Source organism: Pseudomonas koreensis (assembly GCF_012986595.1).
Taxonomy (GTDB): domain Bacteria; phylum Pseudomonadota; class Gammaproteobacteria; order Pseudomonadales; family Pseudomonadaceae; genus Aquipseudomonas; species Aquipseudomonas koreensis.
Genome location: NZ_JAAQYM010000001.1, coordinates 247568 through 267085 on the forward strand (window position 1 = coordinate 247568; position 19518 = coordinate 267085).

General features: G+C 61.8%; 10 protein-coding genes. 5 read left to right on the top strand and 5 right to left on the bottom strand.

Going from position 1 to position 19518, the window contains the following annotated elements; genetic code table 11:
• Window positions 1–156 precede the first annotated feature (156 nt).
• From HBN98_RS01130 to HBN98_RS01140, 3 genes are all read right to left on the bottom strand, one after another.
• Window positions 157–516 (bottom strand): DUF6124 family protein, encoded by a 360-nt coding sequence (locus tag HBN98_RS01130; protein WP_083366647.1) that lies wholly within the window; start codon window positions 514–516, stop codon window positions 157–159.
• 140 nt (window positions 517–656) lie between these two features.
• Window positions 657–1031, bottom strand: coding sequence for a DUF6124 family protein (locus HBN98_RS01135; protein WP_064587395.1), 375 nt, complete (start codon window positions 1029–1031; stop codon window positions 657–659).
• 679 nt (window positions 1032–1710) lie between these two features.
• On the bottom strand, window positions 1711–10311 hold the full coding sequence (locus tag HBN98_RS01140) for a retention module-containing protein (protein WP_083366649.1): 8601 nt from the start codon (window positions 10309–10311) through the stop codon (window positions 1711–1713).
• A 533-nt stretch (window positions 10312–10844) separates the two neighbouring features.
• On the opposite strand from HBN98_RS01140, the gene HBN98_RS01145 reads away from it, so the two are divergent.
• The 3 genes from HBN98_RS01145 to HBN98_RS01155 all read left to right on the top strand — a co-directional run bounded on the left by HBN98_RS01145 (window position 10845) and on the right by HBN98_RS01155 (window position 16077).
• Window positions 10845–12203, top strand: a complete 1359-nt coding sequence (locus HBN98_RS01145; protein ID WP_083366650.1) for a TolC family outer membrane protein — start codon at window positions 10845–10847, stop codon at window positions 12201–12203.
• 154 nt (window positions 12204–12357) lie between these two features.
• Window positions 12358–14520 (top strand): type I secretion system permease/ATPase, encoded by a 2163-nt coding sequence (locus HBN98_RS01150; RefSeq protein ID WP_083366651.1) that lies wholly within the window; start codon window positions 12358–12360, stop codon window positions 14518–14520.
• Window positions 14521–14715: 195 nt separating this feature from the next.
• Window positions 14716–16077 carry an HlyD family type I secretion periplasmic adaptor subunit gene (locus HBN98_RS01155; protein ID WP_083366652.1) on the top strand — a complete coding sequence of 454 codons (1362 nt, stop codon included), beginning with the start codon at window positions 14716–14718 and terminating at the stop codon, window positions 16075–16077.
• Between the two features lie 149 nt (window positions 16078–16226).
• Here the strand turns inward: HBN98_RS01155 and HBN98_RS01160 are convergent, their stop codons facing one another.
• Window positions 16227–16823, bottom strand: coding sequence for a tRNA-uridine aminocarboxypropyltransferase (locus HBN98_RS01160; protein ID WP_083366653.1), 597 nt, complete (start codon window positions 16821–16823; stop codon window positions 16227–16229).
• An 18-nt stretch (window positions 16824–16841) separates the two neighbouring features.
• Window positions 16842–17735, bottom strand: a complete 894-nt coding sequence (locus tag HBN98_RS01165) for a LysR family transcriptional regulator (RefSeq protein WP_007956593.1) — start codon at window positions 17733–17735, stop codon at window positions 16842–16844.
• Window positions 17736–18093: 358 nt separating this feature from the next.
• Here HBN98_RS01165 and speB point away from each other — a divergent pair, with 358 nt between their 5' ends.
• Window positions 18094–19044 carry an agmatinase gene (gene speB / locus HBN98_RS01170; RefSeq protein ID WP_083366654.1) on the top strand — a complete coding sequence of 317 codons (951 nt, stop codon included), beginning with the start codon at window positions 18094–18096 and terminating at the stop codon, window positions 19042–19044.
• A gap of 10 nt (window positions 19045–19054) precedes the next feature.
• Window positions 19055–19477, top strand: a complete 423-nt coding sequence (locus tag HBN98_RS01175) for a YybH family protein (protein WP_064586498.1) — start codon at window positions 19055–19057, stop codon at window positions 19475–19477.
• Window positions 19478–19518: the final 41 nt, after the last annotated feature.

Here is a 19518-nt window from a genome sequence, read left to right on the forward strand (position 1 = left end):
CTCAACGAGTGTGATCCTTAGCGAGTTCGCAAGGACGCTGAATACGCCGTATCGCAACAAAAAACGGGGGCGGATCAAATGATCCGCCCCCGTTGTATTTCCGCATTATCCGCCGTGTTCAAAGCCTGCTCGCGATGAGGCCGCCACGGCTCGCGCCTAATCCTTGGGCACGACGTTATCCAGCGCCTGATTCACCGCCAACTCGCCCAGCATCACCACTTGGGCAATGCCCAGCGCCGTATTGCGACTCGGCCCTTCCAGCGTGCCGGCGAAATCACCGAGCATCACCGTGGCCGAGGCCAGGGATTCGCAGGCGTTGGCCAGCAGGGATTCGGTATCGGTTTGCGGGTTGACCATGAACATGCTGCTGGGGGTGTACGGCGTCGCCATGATTTGCGCGGGCGCGAGGTAGTGGTCGAGGGCGCGTTCGGCGGCTTCGTGGAGTTTTCTGGAGTTGTGGGATTCGTAGGGTGATACCGCGTCTGTGGGCGGCGGATTGGGGGTGGTTTCGGACATCAGATGGCACTCCGATCGAGGCACTTTTGAAAGAATCACGACCTGTAGGAGCTGCCGCAGGCTGCGATCTTTTGATCTTGTTTTTAAAAAGCAACATCAAAAGATCGCAGCCTTCGGCAGCTCCTACAGGGGCCGGGTGACTAGTTCGGCACGCGGCGGCCGTCCAGGACTCGGTTGACCATCAGTTCACTGAGCATGATCACCTGATGCAGCATCAGCACGGCGCGGCGGTGTGAGTCGTCGAGCGCGCTGCCGATATCGCGCGCCATGTCGCTGGCGGCGGCTAGTGATTCGCAGGCTTCGACCAGTAGAGTTTCTTCGTCCACTGTTGGATCGATGAGGAAGATTCTGTTCGATTTGCGTGACGGGGTTGAAGGGATCGAGATCTTCAGTGCGCCGGGGTTGAGGTAGAACTTGATGGCGCGATCGGTCGCCTCTTTTATCTTCTGCGGGTCGAGGGCCGGGTCGTAGGGGATCGGGTCGACGTCTGGGGGGTTGGGCGTGGCTTTGAACATAAATATCTAATTCCTGATCAAGGGCCGCGACCGTTCTCTACTAAAAGAAGGGTGGCGGCTGTGCGCAGGTTAGTAGACCGGAGGAATTAGCAAGGCCGGCGCGCTCGAGAGCGCCCTGCGCACAACCACCATCGAAGTGCAGGCATCGATACGCCTGACTTAATGGGACTCATGCACTTACTAATACCATGCGGGCTACTAAACCCGGCCACTGATGGGCAGTGACAGGGAAACGATATAGCCCGCGCTATGGTCGTGTAAGCCGGCGGATTCTGGCGTAGGCGTAGGTAACGACGCAAGGCGTTGTAGCCGTTATGGCGTAACGGTTCGTGTACTTTAAACAGACTCGCGCGGGTTACGTTTAAGTGCAGACAGTGGCCGAGTGTTTTCCCCGTGCTGTTGATGTTATTGGCCAGGCCGCCATCGCTGGCAAGCCAGCTCCCACAATTTGACCGAGTGCATTCAGTCAGGGATTGGTCGACTGGGAGGCCGCTTTCGCGAGCAGGCTCGCTCCCACAGGGGACTTTTGGTCGGGCATGAAATAGCTGAGCACCACACATCCACTGTGGGAGCGAGCCTGCTCGCGAAGGCTGACTCACTGGCAACACCGTTCTCCAGACAGAAAAAACCCGCCGTCCCGATCAACCGGGGCGGCGGGTTTTGTCGTTTCAGGCCTTGATCACACCGTGTCCACCTTCAGCGAATGATCATTCAGCATGCCGCTGATGATCGTCGCCGTGTCGTGCCCGCCGGCCACCACGCCGCCCGCCCCCGGGGTCACGCCGTAGTGGCTGGCGAGGTTGACGCCGGCCAGGTCGATGGTCTGGTTCGGCGTGGCGCCGGCCAGGGCGCTGACGTCGATGCTGGTGAGCACCGAGGCGCCGCTGCCGGTGACGGTGAAGTGCAGGTAGTCGTCCAGCGACGCCGTGGTGCCGTTTTCACCTTGCAGCAGTTGCGACAGGTCGAGCTTGTCGGTGCCCGGGGTGAAATCGGTGATGGTGTCGTGGCCACTGTTGCCCTTGAGGTACTGGAAGGTGTCGGCGCCCGGCCCACCGGTGAGGGTGTTGTTGCCCATGCCGCCAATCAGCAGGTCGTCACCGCCGCCGCCGTTGAGGATGTCGTTGCCCAGGCCGCCGTTGATCACGTTGTTATTGTTGTCGCCGGTCAGGGTGTCGTTGAAGTTCGAGCCGACGAGGTTTTCGATGTTGCTCAGGGTGTCGGTGCCGGCGCCGATGGTGTTCTGCGCGCCGAGCAGGCCGAGGTTGACCGTGACCCCGGCGGTGGCGTGGGCATAACTGACGGTGTCGATGCCGGTGCCGCCGTCGAGAATGTCGTTGCCCGGGCCGCTGTAGAGCAAGTCATTGCCCGCACCGCCGTGCATCTCGTTGTTGCCGGAACCGGCGGTCAGCACGTCGTTGCCGTCGCCGCCATTGAGGATGTTGTTGCCGGTACCGGCCACCAGAATGTCGTCGCCGGCGGTACCGGTGAGCGTGTGACCATCCTGATAGCTGATGCTGACGTTGGCCGTGTCGCTGCCACCGTGGTTGTCGTTGGCGGTGTAGGTGCCGTTGAAATCCGGCGTCAAGTCGTGGGCGCCGGCGTAGTTGACCGTCATGGTCAGTTGGTAGTTTTCCGCCGCGTTGGTGTTGCTGCCACTGGTGTTGGTGATGTTGGTGACATGAATCTGGTACGTGCCATCGGCGCCGGCGGTGATGGTGCCACCGTCGGCAATGCTGGTGAACGCGCCGCCGTTGACCGAGTACTCCAGCGTGATATGCCCGGCCGCCAGGTTGTGATCCAGGTTGAGGGTTTCGCCCTGTTTCAGTTTGACGGTGATCAGGTCTTCATCGTTGGCATTGGCGTTGGTCACCGCGCCAAGGTAGCCGCTGACCACCAGCACTGCAGTCATCGCAGCGGTGTTGGCGGCGAACGCGTTGCGCACGTCGGCCAGGGTCTGGTTGGCGGCGGTGTTGCCGGTGCCGGTGAAGTTGATCGCGCCAGTACCGGTGAAGTCCGCGCCCTTGGCCGCCCACCCGGTGTTGAAGGTGGTCGGCGAGGCGTTGAGCGTGTCGCCGTCCGGGTCGCTGTCGTTGGCCAGCAACAGCTCGCCCGGCACGACGATATTGCTCGACAGCACGTTGGTGATGACGTGGTCGTCCACCGCCACCGGTGGCGAGTTGGGGATCACTTTCACGGTCAAGGTGGAGCTGGCGAGGTCGCCGTCGTTGTCGCTGAGGGTGAAGCCGATGTTTTCGGTGATCACCGTGGTCGTGGTTTTTTGCGAGGTGTAGCTGTAGTCGCCGGTGTCGAGGTTGATCACCAGAGTGCCGCTGTTGTTGGTGGCGATGCTCAGGCTGTTGTTCACCGTGTTGAACGTGCCGTGGTTGGTGCCGCCGGATGCAGTCAACGAACCCTGACCGCTGTTGGCGCGCGGGTCATAGGTGTAGGTGGTGCCATCGACCACGATGGATTTGATGAACCCGCCATCGGCGCCGAACGTACCGCCCTCGCCCAGCAGCGAACCGGTGACCGGCGCGCCTTCCACAGTGCCCGACAACACCGAGTTGAGCTGATTGAGGTCAGTGACCACCACCGCGTTGGTGTTGGTGTGGCTGATGCCGTCATAGGCCAGCGGGTCGAGGTTGGCGTTGCTCACGCCGCTGCCCAGGCCGATCGCGTAGTTCTTGATGTTGTTGGCATCGAGGAACGCTTTGAGTGCGGTCTCGTCAGCGGTGCCGATTTCCTGGCCTGTGGTCGGTTTGCCGTCGGAGAAGAAGTAACCGACGTTCTGCGCCCCGGTGAGTTTGCCCGAGGTGTTGAACGCGGTTTGCATCGTCGCCACGGCCGCATCGTAGTTGGTGCCGCCACCCGCCGTGAGGCCGGCGAGGAGCGATTTGGCGGTTGCCACGTCAACCCATACCGACGTTCTGTCAGTGGCGCTGCTGCTGAAGGTGACGAGTTGCACCTTCACGTCGCCGAGGTCGTCGTATTTGTCGAGCAAGGCACTGATCGCCTGTTTCGCCAGATCCAGCCGCGACAGCCCCGGCACGCCAGACGGATCGACCATGCTGCCGGAAATGTCGAGGACGATAAGGATGTTGGAGTCGATCTCCACCGCCGCCACCGAGCGATCCGACGCCACCGCTTTGGGCACGTCGTCGACGATGTTGACCACGATCGTGCTGGTGGTGCTGTTGCCCAGCGCATCGGTGGCTTTGTAGGTAAAGCTTTCGCTCAGGGTGTTGGCGCCGTCGTTGGCGTTCGGCGTGGTTTTCGGCGCCGAGGTCAGGGTGTAGGTGTAAGTGCCGTCGGCGTTGAGCTGGATCTGCCCGTACGTGCCGGTGGCGCTGCCGACCAGGGTGTAGGTGAGCGCCCCGCTGCCGCCGGTGACCGCGCCAACCAGCGTGCCGGTGGCGGTTTCGCCGGTATTGGTCGGGTCGCTGCCGGTGACCGTGCCGGGGGCCAGGTCCTGGCCGTCCTTGGTCAGGTCGAGGGCTTTTTCATAGACCGTCACGTCTTGATCCACCGACGCCACGAGTTTGCTGTCGGCGACATTGATGGTGATGGTGGTGGTGCTTTCGTCGCCGTCACCGTCGCGGATGGTGTAGGTGAAAGTGTCGGTGGCGCCCGGCGGGCTCACCGAGTTCGGGTTGCTGTGGTAGACGGCGTTGCCCGCCGCGTCCAGGGTCAGGTAACCGTAGGTGCCGTTGATGTTGCTGTTGAGGCCGCCGATTGCCGAGCTCGCGGTGTTGCTGCCTGCACGCACACCGACCACTGCCCCGCCCGCCGCTGCGCCATCGGCGCCGGTGACGTCGTTACCGAGCACGCTGATGTTGACCGTGCCGCCCTCCGTCACCGAGCCGGTGTCGGCCTTGGCGGTCGGCAGGTCATCGATGATGTTGACGTTGATCTGCCCCGACGCCGTGCTGCCGTCGCCGTCGGTGGCGACCACGTTGAAGTTCTCGGTGAGGCTGTTGGCGCCATTACCGGTCGGGTGCGCCTCGTTGTCCACCAGGGTGTAGCTGTAGCTCACCACGCCCGTGGCAGGGTTGTAACCGGTGATGGTCAGCGTGCTGCCCAATGGCGTGACCGCCGATTGCGGGAAGCCTGCGGCGACACCGTTGGTGACCACGGCGATACCGCCGACGGTGAGGGTTTGCAGACCGTCGAGCGCGGTCACGGTGAACGTGCCGCTTTGGGTCAAAGCGGATGGGTTCGGGCTGCTGCCGTCGCTGAGGTTTTTCTCGTAGACCGTCAGCTCGCCGCCGTTGACGTCGAGACCATTGAGGATCACCGGATCGTCGTTGTTGTGGATGTTCAGCACCAGATTGGCGGTGCTCGCGTCGCCGTCCGAGTCGGTGATGGTGTAGGTGAAGGTTTCGGTACCGTTGCCATTGCCGTGCAGGTTTTTGAAGTCGGCGTCGTTGGTGTTGAGCGTGTAGGTGTAGGTGCCGTTGGCATTCAATACCAAGGTGCCGTAGGTACCGGTGAAAGTCCCGGCAGTGACGGGGCCTGTCGGCACACGGTCGGCACCTTGCACGTCGTTGGTCAGGACGTTACCGGTCAGCGTGAGGTTGATTTCTGACGCGGTGTTGGCGTTGCTGTCGTTCACTGCTTTTGGCAGGTCGTCGATGATGTTGACGTCGAGCGTTGCGTTGGCGGTGGTGCCGTTGTCATCGACCACGGTGACGGCGAATTGCTCGGGCAGGTTGTTTGCGCCGTTAGCCGTTGGGTGGGTTTCGTTATCGACCAGGGTGTAGCTGTAACTCACCACCCCGGTGGTGGCGTTGAAGCCGGTGATGGTGAGCGTGCTGCCCAGCGGTGTGGTGACCGATTGCGGGAAGCCTGCCGCAACGCCGTTAGTGACCACCGCGATACCGCCCACGGTCAGCGTGGTGACGCCGTCGAGTGCGGTGATGGTGAAGGTGCCGCTTTGGGTCAACGCTGTTGAGTCTGGCGCGCTGCCGTCGCTGAGGTTTTTCTCGTAGACGGTGAGTTCGCCGCCATTCACGTCGAGGCCGCTGATGACCACTGGATCGTCGTTGTTGTGGATTTGCAGGACGAGGTTGGCGGTGCTGGTATCGCCGTCGGAATCGGTGATGGTGTAGGTGAAGCTTTCAGTGCCGTCGCCACCGCCATGCAGGTTTTTGAAGTCCGCATCGGTGGTGTTGAGGGTGTAGGTGTAAGTGCCGTTGGCATTCAATACCAAGGTGCCGTAGGTGCCGGTGAACGTGCCGGCCGTCACGGGCCCGGTCGGTACGCGGTCGGCGCCTTGCACGTCGTTGGTCAGGACGCTGCCGGTCAGCGTCAGGTTGGTTTCCGAGGCGGTGTTGGCGTTGCTGTCGTTCAGCGCTTTTGGCAAGTCATCGATGATGTTGACGTCGAGCGTTGCGTTGGCGGTGGTGCCGTTGTCATCGACCACGGTGACGGCGAATTGCTCGGGCAGGTTGTTTGCACCGTTAGCCGTTGGGTGGGTTTCGTTATCGACCAGGGTGTAGCTGTAACTCACCACCCCGGTGGTGGCGTTGAAGCCGGTGATGGTGAGCGTGCTGCCCAGCGGTGTGGTGACCGATTGCGGGAAGCCTGCCGCAACGCCGTTAGTGACCACCGCGATACCGCCCACGGTCAGCGTGGTGACGCCGTCGAGTGCGGTGATGGTGAAGGTGCCGCTTTGGGTCAACGCTGTTGAGTCTGGCGCGCTGCCGTCGCTGAGGTTTTTCTCGTAGACGGTGAGTTCGCCGCCATTCACGTCGAGGCCGCTGATGACCACTGGATCGTCGTTGTTGTGGATCTGCAGGACGAGGTTCGCGGTGCTGGTATCGCCATCGGAATCGGTAATGGTGTAGGTGAAAGTCTCGGTGCCGTTGCCGCCGCCATGCAGGTTTTTGAAGTCCGCATCGGTGGTGTTGAGGGTGTAGGTGTAAGTGCCGTCGGTTTGCAGTACCAAGGTGCCGTAAGTGCCGGTGAACGTGCCGGCAGTGACGGGCCCGGTGGGTACGCGGTCGGCGCCTTGCACGTCGTTGGTGAGCACGCTGCCGGTCAGCGTGAGGTTGGTTTCTGACGCGGTGTTGGCGTTGCTGTCGTTCACTGCTTTTGGCAGGTCATCGATGATATTGACGTCGAGGGTTGCGTTGGCGGTGGTGCCGTTGTCATCCACTACCGTGACGGCGAATTGCTCGGGCAGGTTGTTTGCACCGTTAGCCGTTGGGTGGGTTTCGTTATCGACCAAAGTGTAGCTGTAACTCACCACGCCAGTGGTGGCGTTGAAACCGGTGATGGTGAGCGTGCTGCCCAGTGGTGTAGTGACCGATTGCGGGAAACCTGCGGCCACGCCGTTAGTGACCACAGCGATGCCACCGACGGTCAGCGTGGTGACGCCGTCGAGTGCGGTGATGGTGAAGGTGCCGCTTTGGGTCAACGCTGTTGAGTCTGGCGCGCTGCCGGTGCTGAGGTTTTTCTCGTAAACGGTAAGCTCGCCGCCGTTCACATCCAGGCCACTGATGACCACTGGATCGTCGTTGTTGTGGATTTGCAGAACGAGGTTCGCGGTACTGGTGTCGCCGTCGGAATCGGTGATGGTGTAGGTGAAGGTTTCAGTGCCGTTGCCACCGCCGTGCAGGTTTTTGAAGTCCGAATCGGTGGTGTTGAGGGTGTAGGTGTAAGTGCCGTCGGTTTGCAGTACCAAGGTGCCGTAAGTGCCGGTGAACGTGCCGGCAGTGACGGGGCCGGTGGGCACGCGGTCGGCGCCTTGCACGTCATTGGTCAGCACGTTGCCGGTGAGCATGAGGTTGGTTTCTGACGCGGTGTTGGCGTTGCTGTCGTTCACTGCTTTTGGCAGGTCGTCGACCACGTTCACATCAAGGGTCGCGTTGGCGGTCGTGCCATTGTCATCGACCACGGTGACGGCAAATTGCTCTGGCAATGTGTTGGCGCCATTGCCAGTCGGGTGGGCGTCGTTGTGATCGAGGGTGTAGCTGTAACTGACCACGCCAGTGGTGGCGTTGAAACCGGTGATGGTGAGCGTACTGCCCAGCGGTGTGGTGACCGATTGCGGGAAACCTGCGGCCACGCCGTTAGTGACCACAGCGATGCCACCGACGGTCAGCGTGGTGACGCCGTCGAGTGCGGTGATGGTGAAGGTGCCGCTTTGGGTCAACGCTGTTGAGTCTGGCGCGCTGCCGTCGCTGAGATTTTTCTCGTAAACCGTCAGCTCGCCGCCGTTCACATCCAGGCCACTGATGACCACGGGATCGTCGTTGTTGTGGATCTGCAGCACGAGGTTGGCGGTGCTCGTGTCGCCGTCGGAATCGGTGATGGTGTAGGTGAAATTCTCGGTGCCGTTACCACCGCCATGCAGGTTTTTGAAATCCGCATCGGTGGGGTTCAGCGTGTAGGTGTAGGTGCCGTCAGTTTGCAGTACCAAGGTGCCGTAAGTGCCGGTGAACGTGCCGGCAGTGACGGGGCCGGTGGGCACTCGGTCGGCGCCTTGCACGTCATTGGTCAGCACGTTGCCGGTCAGCGTCAGGTTGGTTTCCGAGGCGGTGTTGGCGTTGCTGTCGTCCACACCCTTTGGCACGTCGTCGACGATGGTCGCGTTGATCACGGTGCTGGCCGTGCTGCCATTGTCATCCGTCACGATCACGGCGAACTGTTCGGGCAATGTGTTGGCACCGTTGCCAGTGGGGTGCGCGTCGCTGTGATCCAGGGTGTAGGTGTAGGTCAGCACCCCGGTCGTGGCGTTGAACCCGGTGACCGTCAACGTGCTCCCCAGCGGCGTGGTGACCGATTGCGGGAAGCCCGCTGCCACGCCGTTGGTCACTACGGCGATGCCACCCACAGTCAACGTGGTGACGCCGTCCGCTGCGGTAATGGTCAGGCTGCCGCTTTGGGTCAACGCGGCAGCATCGGGGGCGCTGCCGCTGCTGAGATTGGCCTCGTAGACCGTCAGCACCCCACCGTTGATGCCGCTATCGATTGTCACCGGGTCGTCGTTATTGTGGATCTGCAGCACAAGGTTGGCGGTGCTGGTATCGCCGTCCGAGTCAGTGAGGGTGTAGGTGAAAGTTTCGGTGCCATTGCCGCCGCCGTGCAGGGCTTTGAAATCGGCGTCGCTGGTGTTCAGGGTGTAGGTGTAGGTGCCATTGGCATTCAACACCAGGGTGCCGAAGGTGCCGGTGAATGTCCCGGCAGTCACCGGTCCGCTGGGCACACGGTCGGCGCCTTGCACGTCGTTGGTCAGGACGTTGCCGGTCAGGGTCAGCAGGGTTTCCGAGGCGCTGTTGGGGTTGCTGTCGTTCACTGCCCGTGGCACGTCATCGACGATGTTGACGTCCAGTGTGCCCGTCGCCGAGTCGCCGTTGCTGTCACCCGCCACAACGGTGAATTGCTCGCTGAGGTTGTTGGCGCCGCCACCGGCCGGATGGGCGTCGTTGCCGTTGAGGGTGTAGCTGTAGCTGACCACGCCGGTCGCCGCGTTGTAGCCGGTGATGGTCAGGGTGTTACCCAGTTGCGTGGTGATCGACTGCGGAAAACCGGCCGCCACGCCAGCGCTGACCACGCTGATGCCGCCGATGTTCAGGCTGCTCAGGCCGTCCGGCGCCGACACTGTGAAGCTACCGCTCTGGATCAGCGCACCGGGGTTGGCCGAGGAGCCGTCAGGCAGGTTGGCTTCGTTGAGGGTCAGCTCACCACCAGGCACCGCGAGGCCGCTGAGGGTGACCAGATTGTTGACCGGCGGCGGCACGATCGGTGTGTTGTTGCCATTGTCGATGACGGCGTTATGCCGTTCTTCAGGAAACTCGGGAATGCCGTTGAAACCGGCGGTCGGGAAGCCGATGACCGGATCCACGCGCCCGCCGACTTCAGTCAGCAAGACGAAACTGTGACCGCCGCCCAGCTCCCCCGGCGCACCACCCGGAGCGTTGGGCCCGGCAGCGGTCGCTTCTGCGGCTTTGGTGGGGTCTTCGCCGGCGGCGATGGCTTTCTGAATCTGCTCGACATCGGTCAGCTGCGCTTCGCTCGGCGTCAGCACTTCGGGGGCATTGATCGGCACCGCCTGGTTGGCCAGCAGTTGCCCGGACATGGTCATGCTGCTGTCGCGACCCAGGGTCAGCTCGTGGCCGTTTTGCAGATGAACGGCGACTGCGCCTTCTGCCCCGGTGATCACTTGATCGCCGGCAAACAAACGGTCGCCTTCGACCAGGGCGCGGCGTGTGCCGTCGGTGCCCTGCGCAAAAACCTGACCAATGACTTTAGTGACGATCCCGATGAGCGTTGCCATGTGAAACTCCTCCGCTGCCGACCACCGTCGGCACTGGTTCGCGAAGCACGCCCATGGCTCAAGCGGGTTGCCGGGGTGACGCTCGCACCTCGACAGTTCGTTTCGCAGGTTGCGCAAACAAGGAAACTTCAGTGCTTTCAAGCACTTCAGAATCCTGATCGCTGCAGCAGCCCTACTAGCGCTACGTAACGGTGGTGAATCACCCGAGTGACAAAAATCTGTCGCTCATCTGCCGCTACGCGTCCCTCCCCTTCAGCATTACTTCGCCGTATGTCGCAAAGTGAATGGAACTTTCCTCAAGCCTTTTTGTGCTCCCTAAAGCGCATGAAACAAAGGCTTTCGTCCTGAACAATGTGCTGGTTTTGGCCAAGCGCATAAGTTTTTTTCGGCATAAGCCTTATGAAAATTTTTTCTTAGCTACGCTTCAGGATGTTCTTAGCTCTGTTGTTACAAGAGTGAAACGCTTACACCCCAAAATATCGTCAAATATTTGGCGACAGTAACACACCATCAGGACCAGGGAGATGCACCCCATGCGCGTTTTAACCCCCCTCTGCAGCGCGGTTTTGCTGGCCATGGCTTGCACTTCCCAAGCCCAGGCCATGAACCTGACTGAAGCGATTCAAAGCACCATCGCCACCCACCCGGAACTCGCTTCACGCGTCGACGCCAAACTGTCGGCCGATGAACAAGTGAAAGTGGCCAAGGGCGGCTTCTACCCGTCCGTCGATCTGAACGCCGCCTACGGGCGCGGGTACAGCGACAACACAAACACCCGGGCCCTCGGTAATCACCACACCGAAATTCTCAATTACACCCAGTCGGAACTGCGGCTGCGGCAAATGATCTTCGACGGTTTCAACACCGCCAACGAGGTCGAGCGGACCAAGGGCGTGTCCAATTCGCGCGCCTATTACGCTCAGGGCACCGCCCAGGATCTGGCCCTGCGCACCATCGAGGTTTACCTCGAAGTGCTCAAGCGCCGTGAATTGGTGACCTTGGCCAAGAACAACCTGCAAGCGCACTTGCGCGTCAACGATCAGATCGGCCTGCGTACCCAGCGCGGCATCGGCAGCACCGCCGACTCCGATCAGTCGGTCGCCCGCCGGGCGCTGGCGCAGAACAACCTCGACACCGCCGAAGTCGATCTGGCCGACGCCGAATCGAACTTCTACGCCGTGGTCGGGCGCATGCCCGATGAACTCGAAGCGCCACCGTCGACCCGCGGCGAAATCCCCACCAGCCTGCCGGAAGCCCAGCAGAGCATGGTCGAGAACAACCCGTACCTGAAATCCGCGCAGGCGGACGTGCAGTCGGCCGAGAGCCAGTACGAAGTCGCCAAGTCACCGTTCTACCCACGTTTCGATGCCGAAGCGGCGGTGGGTGCAAACAACAATGTGCAGGGTGATGAAGGCCACGACAACGAATGGCGCGTGGGCGTGATCATGAACTACAACCTGTTCCGCGGTGGCAGCGACAAGGCCCGCCTGGCGTCCGATGCGCATCAGATCAACCAGGCGATGGACATCCGCAACAACGCCCTGCGTCAGTTGAACGAGAACATTCACCTGGCCTGGAACGCCATGGTCAACGCGAAGAAACAGACCCCTACCGCCCGCGAATACGCCGAGACCACCAAACGTGTACGCGCGGCCTATCAGGATCAGTTCGGCCTCGGCCAACGCACCCTGCTCGACTTGCTCGACAGTGAAAACGAGCTCTACAACGCCAACCGCCGCTACACCGAAATCCGCTACACCGAGGAATACTCGATGTACCGCGTGCTGGCGAACATGGGCCAGTTGCTGAGCAAGCAACGGGTGGTGCTGCCGGCGGATGCGATTGCGGCGACCGAGGTGAAGAACGAAGCACGCCTGCCTGAGCTGAAGTAAGCCCCACGCTCCATTGTGGCGAGGGAGCTTGCTCCCGCTTGAGTGCGCAGCGCTCAGATGGCCGATACCGTCAGTTCCATGGGGCTGCTACGCAGCCCAGCGGGAGCGAGCTCCCTCGCCACAGGTTTTGGGCAAGTCTTAAGAGGCGATCAATATGACTAGCATGGCCGAAGGCGGAAACACCGGGATCGATCCGCGGCTGAGCTTCGATGATCCGTTACTCGACGGTCTGTTGATCCTCTGCAAACTCCACGGCGCGATTGTCAGTCGCGCCAGCCTGAGTGCCGGGCTGCCCCTGAACAAGCAACGCCTGAGCCTGGACCTGCTGCCCCGTGCAGCGGCCCGGGCCGGTTTGCAGGCGCGCCTGTTGCGGCGTGAGCTGAAAGACATCTCCGCGCTGAATCTGCCGATTCTGCTATTGCTCAAGGACGGCCGCACCGCTGTGCTGCGGCGGTTCGCCGACGACGGCAAGGCGCTGATTCTGCCCAGCGAAGCCGATGGCGGCGAGCAATGGGTCGAACGCGAAGAACTCGCCGCACACTACAGCGGCCAGGCCTTGTTCGCCCGTCCGCGCCACGAACTCGAAGACTTGCGCTCACCGCTGGTGCCGCGGGTCCACGCCTGGTTTCGCGACACCCTGAAACTGTCGAAATGGCTGTACAGCGACGCGATCCTCGCCAGTTTCCTGATCAACTTGCTGGGCCTGATGGTGCCGCTGTTCGTCATGCAGACCTACGATCGCGTGGTGCCAAATCAGGCCACATCGACCCTGTGGGTGTTGGCCGTCGGCCTGCTGATCGGCACCGGCTTCGAACTGGTGCTGCGGGTGGTGCGTGCGCACCTGCTCGACACCGCCGGCAAGAAAACCGACGTGATCCTTTCCGCGACTTTATTTGAACGCATCACCGGCATGGCGATGAAGGCGCGGCCGGCGACCATCGGCGGTTTCGCCCAGAGCATTCATGACTTTCAGGGCCTGCGCGAATTCCTCACGGCCGTGACCCTGACCAGCCTGATCGACCTGCCCTTCGTGGTGTTGATGCTGGTGGTGATCGGTCTGCTCGGCGGCTGGCTGGTGGTGATTCCGCTGCTGGCGTTTCCGATCACGATCATTTTTGCTTTGGCGATCCAGGTGCGCCTGCGCGACACCGTGCAGAAAAGCCTGAGCCTCGGTGCCGAACGTCAGGCGCTGCTGATCGAAACCCTCGGCGGCCTGGAAACCCTCAAGGCCTGCAGCGCCGAAAGCGAGCGCCAGCACAAATGGGAAAGCACCCATGGCGCCCTCACCCGCCTCGATAGCCATGCACGCAACCTCTCGGCGCTGGCGACCAACGGCACGCTATTCATCCAGCAGTTTTCCGGGATGGCGACGATTGTCGCCGGGGTCTACAGCATCATCGCCGGCAACCTCAGCGTCGGTGCGCTGGTCGCCAGTTACATGCTCGGCAGTCGCGTACTCGCGCCGCTGGGGCAGATCGCCGGACTGATCACCCGCTACCAGCAAGCGCAACTGACCATGAAAAGCACCGACGCGCTGATGGGCCTGCCCCAGGAGCGCGACGGCAAGCAGCGGCCACTGGAGCGCACGCAACTGCAAGGTGCGCTGGACGTCAGCGGCGTGACCTTTCACTACAACGGCCAGAACGCACCGGCGCTGAGCAACGTCAGCTTCAGCATGAAACCCGGCGAGCGCATCGGCATCATCGGCCGCAGCGGCTCAGGCAAAAGCACGCTGGCGCGATTGGTGATGGGTTTCTATGAACCCGAGGAAGGTCAGTTGCTGCTCGACGGCCTCGACTTGCGGCAACTGGATGTCGCCGACCTGCGCCAGCAGATCGGTTACGTCGCCCACGACCTGCCGCTGCTGGCCGGCAGCCTGCGCGACAACCTGACCCTCGGCGCACGCTACATCAGTGATTCGCGCATGCTCGAAGTCGCCGAACTGACCGGCGTTACCGAACTGGCGCGGCAGCATCCCCAAGGTTTCGACCGCCCCGTGGGCGAACGCGGGCAACTGCTTTCCGGTGGTCAACGCCAGGCCGTATTGCTGGCCCGGGCGCTGCTGCTCGACCCGCCGATCATGCTGCTCGACGAACCTACCAGCGCCATGGACAACAGCAGCGAAGACCTGCTGCGCCAGAAACTCCACGGCTGGGTGCAAGGCAAAACGCTGCTGCTGGTCACCCACCGCACCTCGATGCTGAGCCTGGTGGACCGGCTGCTGGTGCTGGACAACGGCCGGGTCGTCGCTGACGGCCCGAAAGAAGCGGTCATCGATGCACTGCGCAAGGGCCGCGTCGGCTCGGCGGCGGTTTAGATGCGTGCACATAATTTATGGCTCTCACAAAACCTGTGGCGAGGGGATTTATCCCCGATGGGCTGCGCAGCAGCCCCAAAGACTCTGAGGGCGCTCCGCACCCTATCGGGGATAAATCCCCTCACCACAAGTAAGTATTCCGGGCGACGCATGGGTTGTGCGGTTTGATGTTTATTAACTGAGGGGTATCGCCCCATGTCTGCATCTTCAGATAGCAAATCACGCGGCTACTTCGACAGTTTCGGCAAAAGCGCCGAAGCCGAGTTCATGCCGGAAACCGCCGGCGCGTCGTTGCAGGATTCGCCGCGCTGGTCGCGGATCACCGTGTGGCTGGCGGCGGCGCTGTTGATCAGTGCGCTGCTCTGGGCCAAGTTCGCGGTGCTCGAAGAAGTGACCATGGGCGAAGGCAAGGCGATTCCGTCGAGCAAGGTCCAGGTGATCCAGAACCTTGAGGGCGGGATCGTCACCGAGATTTTCGTGCGCGAAGGCCAGATGGTGAACAAGGGCGACACGCTGCTGCGCCTGGATGACACGCGTTTTCTGTCGAACAAGGGTGAGAGCGAAGCCGACCGTTACGCCCTGACCGCGCAAGTCGAACGCCTTTCCGCCGAAGCCGAGGGCCGGCCGTTCAAGCTGTCTGACGAGGTGATCGCCAAGGCGCCGCAGGTCGCCGAAGACGAACGGGCGCTGTACGACCAGCGCCAACGGCGGCTGGCCAGTGAGCAACGCACCCTCACCGAACAGCTGCGGCAGAAGACTCAGGAGCTGGCGGAGTTCCGCTCCAAACAGGGCCAGTACAGCTCCAGCCTGGCGCTGCTGCAGCAAGAGATGAACATGTCGGCACCGCTGGTCGGCACTGGCGCAGTGTCGCCGGTGGAAATCCTGCGACTCAAACGCAGCGCGGTGGAGATTCGCGGTTCGCTGAACGCGACGACCCTGGCCATCCCCCGGGCCGAATCGGCGATCAACGAGATCAAGAGCAAGATCGACGAATCGGAACAGACCTTCCGCTCCGACGCCGCCAAGGACCTCAATCAGAAACGCACCGACCTGTCGAAAATCACCGCGTCGAGCATCGCCATCGACGACCGCGTCAGCCGCACCACCGTGACCTCGCCGGTGCACGGGGTGATCAAGCAGCTCAAGGTCAACACCATCGGCGGCGTGGTGCAACCGGGCAGCGACATGGTGGAAATCGTGCCGCTGGAAGACAACCTGCTGATCGAAGCCAAGGTCCGTCCGCAAGACGTCGCGTTCTTGCACCCGGGCCAGAAAGCCATGGTCAAGTTCAGTGCCTACGACTACACGATCTACGGCGGCCTGAGCGCGAAACTGGAACTGATCGGCGCCGACACCATCACCGATGACAAGGGCAACAGCTTCTACCTGATTCAGGTGCGCACCGATAAAAACCATTTGGGCGGGGATGTGAAACCGCTGCTGATCATCCCGGGGATGGTGGCGACGGTGGACATTATTACCGGGGAAAAAAGTGTGCTGGATTACCTGCTCAAACCGGTGCTGAAAGCGCGGACCGAGGCGATGCGCGAGCGCTAGCGATTTCCAAAGCATTGCTGTGATTGATCCGGCGCTTTCGCGAGCAGGCTCGCTCCCACAGGGGATTTGAGGTGTGCACAGAGTTTGTGCGCACCTTCGATCAAATGTGGGAGCGAGCCTGCTCGCGAAGAGGCCAGCCGCTTCAGCAATTATGCATCGCCATGGTTACGCAGAAAGGTCTCCTCCCCCATCGCTGCAATCTGCCCCTCGATCAACGCTTCGAACGGCTTGAGCAACGGCTCGAATGACGCCGACGGCTCCAGCGTCTGCAACGCCTGCACAATCGCCTCGATGGTCGATAACGCCCCCGGTCCCGGAGCCTTGCGCAGCCGATACCGCGACACCCCGCCCGCGGCCAGCGTCACCCGTGGCAACGCCGCCAGCAGCGGATTGAGATGGAGCATTTTGCGCGCCTTGCGCCAAGTGCCATCCGGCACCACCAACAGCAACGGTTCATCAGATTCGCTGTAAGCCTGCATCGGTTGTGCATCGTCGGCGGGAAACAGCAAGCGCGCCTGATACCCCGGCCGATTCAACAGCGCCGGTAAATCCTCGAACACTTCACCGACGATCAGTTCGGCATTGGTCAAACCCAACGCCGCCAGGCGCGCCGTGTTGAGCGCGTGATTGACCTCGCTCGGGTGCTGCAACAGCAGCACACGGGTGCGGCTGTCGAGGCTCGGGATCAGCGGGCACAGGCAATGGGTTTGTGGGCGCAGGCAGCGCAGGCATTGGGGTCTGGACATAGTTCTTTTTCCTACACGCTAAGCCTGATTGAGCTGTGCTTTGAGCAGATCACGAAAAGTCTGGATCAGCGGCTCGCGACTGCGGCCACGGCGCATGATCATCGAGAACGGCGCCTGATAGCCGAAGGTCGCCGGCAGCAACACGCGCAGGTCGCCCTTGTCGGCCCAGGCCTGCGCATAGTGCTCCGGCAGATAACCGATGTAGGCGCCGGACAGCACCAGAATCAGCTGCGCTTCCATACTTTCCACGGTCGCCGCACTGTGCTTGAAACCGTGCCGGGCCAGTTCCGCCTGACTCCAGTAACCGCGACCGACCATGCGTTGCTGGGTGATGACCTGCTCGGGAATCCGTCGCTCGTTGAACAACGGGTGCCGGCTGCTGCAATACAGCCAGTGCTGCTCGCGGTACAGCGGCATGTAGACCAGACCGCTCATGCGCGTGGAAAACGCACCGATGGCCAGGTCGAGACGATTGTCCTGCACGCCGAGTTGCAGTTCGTAGGGGCTCATCACCGACAGGTGCAAATGCACCGCCGGGTGTTCCTGACTGTAGGCGCCGATGGCTTCGGCGAACGGCAGGGCCTTGTCGCTGACGGTAGAGTCGATCACCCCGAGGTTGAGCGTGCCACGCAGCTCGCCCTTGAGCGCGGCGGCGTATTGCTCGAAACCTTCAAGCTCGGCGAGCAGGCGCAGGGTTTCCTGATGGAACAGCTCGCCTTTGCTGGTCAGGCTGAAACCGCCGCGCCCGCGATGGCACAGCACCAGACCCAGCGCCGCTTCGAGCTGGCTCATGTAGGTGCTGATCGCCGAGGTCGACAGGTTGAGCTCCTGTTGCGCATTGGCGAAGCCCTGATGGCGTACCACGCTGACGAAGATGCGCAATAGTTTCAGATCGGGTAAAGCGTTGGCCATGCGGCTCTCCAAACATCTGTCGAACACTGATGACTTTGTGGTGAGGGGATTTATCCCCGATGGGTGGCGAAGCCGCCCCACGCCTGCAAATCGATTCATCAGGTATGCCGCGAGCAACGAATTTACGACTGCTGCGCAGCCGATCGGGGATAAATCCCCTCGCCACAGGGGTATCGGAGCAGGTTCGGGAAGTCTATCTCCAGCCTCGCCATTAGTTTAGAAAAATCTGAACTAAGTTTTTGCCCGTAGCGATTCTTCCGCCGCACTACATTTCGCAGAATCGGCCCCACAGCGGCGTCCGGCCTTCCCATGCACGGTTCGCCGACATAAATAAAACAAAGACGATGAGGCCCTACCCGTGGACAAGATTCTTCACCAACCACTGGGCGGCAACGAAATGCCGCGCTTCGGCGGCATCGCCACCATGCTCCGACTCCCCCATGTACCGACCGCTGCCGGTCTGGACGCTGCCTTCGTTGGCGTGCCCCTGGACATCGGTACTTCGCTGCGCCCCGGTACCCGCTTCGGACCACGCGACATCCGCACCGAATCGGTGATGATCCGCCCGTACAACATGGCCACCGGCGCCGCCCCGTTCGACTCGCTGTCCGTCGCCGACATCGGTGACGTGGCAATCAACACCTTCAACCTGCTCGACGCCGTGCGCATCATCGAAGAAGCCTACGACAACATCCTCGAGCACAACGTGATCCCGATGACCCTGGGTGGCGACCACACCATCACCCTGCCGATCCTGCGGGCGATCCACAAGAAGCACGGCAAAGTCGGTCTGGTGCACATCGATGCGCACGCCGACGTCAACGATCACATGTTCGGCGAGAAGATCGCCCACGGTACGACCTTCCGTCGCGCCGTCGAAGAAGGCCTGCTGGACTGCGACCGCGTGGTGCAGATTGGTTTGCGCGCGCAGGGTTACACCGCTGACGACTTCAACTGGAGCCGCGACCAGGGCTTCCGCGTGGTGCAGGCCGAAGAGTGCTGGCACAAGTCGCTGGCGCCGCTGATGGCCGAAGTGCGCGAGAACGTCGGTGGCGGCCCGGTGTACCTGAGCTTCGACATCGACGGCATCGACCCGGCCTGGGCGCCGGGCACCGGCACCCCGGAAATCGGTGGTCTGACGACCATTCAGGCGATTGAAATCGTCCGTGGCTGCCAGGGCCTCGACCTGATCGGCTGCGATCTGGTAGAAGTCTCGCCCGCGTACGACACCACCGGCAACACCTCGCTGCTGGCCGCCAACCTGCTGTACGAAATGCTCTGCGTACTGCCGGGCGTGGTCCACCGCTGAGGGTTCGGCCATGAACGAACGTGATCAGGTTCTGCAAGCGGCCGCCGATCTGGTTTCCGCCTTCGCCCGTAATGATCGCGAGGCTTACTTCGGCGCGTTCAGCGCCGATGCGAGTTTCGTGTTCTACACCCTCGAACAGCCGCTGCTGTCGCGCGATGCCTATCAGGCGTTGTGGGACCGCTGGCGCGCCGAGGATGGCTTTGAAGTGCTGTCGTGCACTTCGAGCAACGCCTTCGTCAGCCTGCAAGGTGATGTGGCGATTTTCATCCATGACGTGGCCACCGAGCTGCGCATGCAAGGGGAGCAACACTTCAGCCAGGAGCGCGAGACGATTGTTTTCAAGAAACAAGCGTCGAGCCTAGAACAACAAGGCCATTGGCTGGCCTGCCACGAACATTTGTCCGCAATGCCGGAAGGGCTGCCATCCCCTTAGCCAAACAGGTGACGCCACACGCACGATGAGGCGCGCCTTTA